This is a genomic window from Flavobacterium sp. (assembly GCF_035456085.1).
Classification (GTDB): Bacteria; Bacteroidota; Bacteroidia; order Flavobacteriales; family Flavobacteriaceae; genus Flavobacterium.
Genome location: NZ_DATIDY010000061.1, coordinates 1 through 3,436 on the forward strand (window position 1 = coordinate 1; position 3,436 = coordinate 3,436).

A 3,436-nucleotide genomic window follows, 5' to 3' on the forward strand; every position below is an offset into this window, starting at 1 on the left:
GGGTTTTTCGACGGATCTCTTTAATGAAATTTTCCATCGACTGCTTCGGCTTCTTTTCCATACTATTCTTTTAAAGATGAATAATGGAAACACTATCTAAATCTAGTAACTAATTAGTCCACTTTTTGCTGACGATTTACACTACAATATCAAAATCCTCCTTTCCCTCTATGCGTTTAAGAACGGGATAGTTGGCATACTCAAAACCTATACTCAAAGGCTGCACCAGGAAATTGTAGCTAGCCACCAATTTTTCGAGGTGCTTCAGCCTGATGTATTCGGACCTGGTAACTTTCACGCCGTTGTAATAACACATACTCAAATATAGTTTTTGGCTCGCAGGTATTCTTCGACTACAGCACCTACACGCTCGGCTTCAGCTTGCCTTCCCTCGGGTATGGAAGTCCAAAAATGATGAGCTTCAAAATCTTTTGCTCTTGCCACAATCAATGAAATCGAACCTTCGGCACTTACCCTATAAGCCCTGTAGCCGGGAAGGTCCAGTTTTTCTACCTGCAGTGTGCGGCCATTGTACTCCAAGCTAAAAGAATTTGGTTCCTGGTTCATTCAAAACAAAATACAAAAGTGAGGAAATGGATAGTAAAGTTAAAGGCAAATGGGTTGGGTGAAAAAAACTGGATGAAGCAGGAAGTTGGAAGTATGCTTACCAATAGCGAATATTTACTTTAAGCATCATCCATGTTGGTTAAAAGGGCAACATGGGCGAGGCTAAATACAGAATGTATAATGCTATAAATTTTACTCTTACTAACCTACGCGACCAAAGGCCCGATTTTCAATTTTTAAACTTGCAAAACTTGATGCAAGAGTTTGAAAGAAAGGATTGTACTAATAACAATCAAAATGTATACCGCTAAAACATTGGTTTTCAAACCTGAAATTTTACCCTCAATAGCATATTATATCAAAAATACTCGCGTTGCCTGCTATACGTTGACAGACCCTAAAGGTCAGAACAGAAAAGACTACCACCTTCAAATAGGAAAGAAATTTTGACTTTCAAACTGTCATTTTTTCCTTCTCCTCCGACATATTTTCATTTTTTTCAGGCGATGAATTGCGATGGCACGAGAATTGATTTTCCAAATCTGAAATCAATTTATTAACCATTTAAAAAGGAGGTAAATATGACACTCGTAAAAAGAAATGGAAATCTATTGAATCCATTGCCAATGATTTTTGATGATTTCTTTAACCGGGATTTGTTCAATTGGGGTACTTCAAACTTCTCTGACACTAACACTACAATTCCTGCGGTTAATATTAAAGAAACCGCTGAGAATTACGAAGTGGAAGTTGCTGCACCTGGAATGACTAAAAAAGATTTCAGAGTAGAGTTGGACGGGAATTCCCTAACTATTAGTTCCGAAAGAACCAATCAAAAAGAAGAAAATGAAGGTGAACGTTATGCCCGTAAGGAATTCAGTTACCAATCCTTCCAAAGAACTTTCACATTGCAAAAAGATGTAGTAGATATTGATAAAATTCAGGCGAAGTATGAAAATGGATTACTGCATCTGCTCATACCTAAAAAAGAAGAAGCAAAACAAAAGCCACCAAGGCTAATTCAAATTTCTTAATTAACCGCTTCTTCGTTTCAAAAGTTGCCTTCCAATAAAAGGCAACTTTTGTTCATTATAATACAAGCTAAGAAAAATGCAGCCGGCCTTCAACTTCAATTTGTTGCTACAGAGTATTGTAATAATGCTGCTTAGTATTTTATTAATTGGCTTGGTTTTAAAAAAACTAAACCAACCATATTTTGTAGCCTACATTATTGCGGGAATATTATTGGGTCCTTATTCAATTAAAGTATTCAGCAATTCCGATATAATCGCTGTAATTGGAGAATTAGGTTTACTTATTCAAATGTTTTTTATCGGTACAAAAATGGATACTCAAAAACTGGCAAAAAAAATTAGAAAACCAGTTGTGGGTGTTGCTGCACAACTGGTTTTGAGCTTCATTTTTATTTTGCTGTTAGGATGGTATCAAAAATGGAGCTGGAAGGAAGTATTATTGTTTTCATTCATTATCAGCCTTAGCAGTTCTGCTATTATTCTTGAGTATCTTGAAAAAAATAATGAATTAAAAACTCCATTGGGAACATTAACTTCCGGCATTTTAGTGCTACAGGATTTTTTATTGGTTCCGATGTTGCTAACAATAAATTTTATCGGACAAAAAACTTTAACCTTTAATCAAATATTTCCGCTTATAATTTCAACCCTAGTCATTACTATTTTTTTTGGGGTTGTATTTACCAACAAAAACATCAATCTTCATTTTCCCGATAAATTAAAAGATGACCACGAAGCGCAAGTTTTTATAGGACTTTTATTATGCTTTGGCTTTGGCTGGCTAACACAAATGCTGCGTTTGTCTGCTTCAATTGGTGCATTAATTGGAGGCATCTTAATCGCCAAGTCAAACTCAACACAATGGTTAGAGGCTAAATTAATTCCTTTCAGGGTTTTCTTTTTGTCTTTATTTTTCCTGTCAATAGGGCTGCAAATAAATTTAGTTTTTCTAATTCAACATATAGACTTGATATTTTTAATAGTAGCAATAGTGCTGTTCGTGAATAGTGCAATTAATGCTCTAGTATTTCGGCTCTTAAAAGTAAGCTGGCGTAACAGCTTTTATGCCGGTGCGTTACTTTCTCAAATCGGAGAATTTAGCCTTGTATTATGCATCGTGGCTAAAACACAAAACTTGGTAAATGACTTTTGGTATCAGCTTACTTTAACTGTTGTTGCTGCCACCATGCTAATGACAGCCATTTGGATAAATATTATCCGAACATTTATATACAAACAGGCAAGCCACTTAAGAAACACGGGACAATATATTTACAGGAACATCAATAAAAGAAAATCGGTTATTTAAAAATAGTGGCCAGACCGTTGCATTAATAATTTCAACCAGGTTAAATAATATTGTATGGAAACACAATTTTATATAACGATTACATTAAAAACACATAAGGGGCTTGAAAGCTTTGCAAAATTCTTTATAGGAAATAATCGCCATCGTGCTTTCGAAATATTCAAACAGTTAAAAGGATCCCATAATGTTACCGAAAAAAATATTCTCTATTTTGACTTTTTGGAAACAGAAAAAGGATTACCTGTAAATCTTGATTTTATTACTTGCACTTTAAAACAATTGGCTGAAAATTGCCGCATCATTACAAAGGAATTATTCAAATCAGAAAATTTTGAAAGCTCCTAACCAGCCATTATGGCTTATGTTCCATAATATGCCGGGTGTTTGACAATATTCAGCAGGCAACAATGCATTGCCGCAATTGCGGGCCTTACGTTTTAACTTCAGTTACAACCCGCCACCAGCTTTGGTTTGGGGCCTTGGCTAGTCCTTAACAACTTTCGCTCATTTCAATATCACATTCCAA

4 protein-coding genes are annotated in these 3,436 nt (G+C 35.3%); 3 read left to right on the plus strand and 1 reads right to left on the minus strand.

Annotated elements, in window-relative coordinates; translation table 11 throughout:
• Positions 1-318: 318 nt before the first annotated feature.
• Positions 319-444, minus strand: coding sequence for a hypothetical protein (locus VLC96_RS04905; RefSeq protein WP_325260994.1), 126 nt, complete (start codon positions 442-444; stop codon positions 319-321).
• 704 nt (positions 445-1,148) lie between these two features.
• Between VLC96_RS04905 and VLC96_RS04910 the strand changes: the two genes are divergently transcribed.
• The 3 genes from VLC96_RS04910 to VLC96_RS04920 all read left to right on the plus strand — a co-directional run bounded on the left by VLC96_RS04910 (position 1,149) and on the right by VLC96_RS04920 (position 3,255).
• A complete protein-coding gene (locus VLC96_RS04910) occupies positions 1,149-1,601 on the plus strand; it encodes an Hsp20/alpha crystallin family protein (RefSeq protein WP_325260995.1) in 453 nt (150 codons plus the stop codon).
• Between the two features lie 124 nt (positions 1,602-1,725).
• Positions 1,726-2,910 carry a cation:proton antiporter gene (locus VLC96_RS04915; protein WP_325260997.1) on the plus strand — a complete coding sequence of 395 codons (1,185 nt, stop codon included), beginning with the start codon at positions 1,726-1,728 and terminating at the stop codon, positions 2,908-2,910.
• Positions 2,911-2,964: 54 nt separating this feature from the next.
• Positions 2,965-3,255 carry a hypothetical protein gene (locus VLC96_RS04920; protein WP_325260998.1) on the plus strand — a complete coding sequence of 97 codons (291 nt, stop codon included), beginning with the start codon at positions 2,965-2,967 and terminating at the stop codon, positions 3,253-3,255.
• Positions 3,256-3,436: the final 181 nt, after the last annotated feature.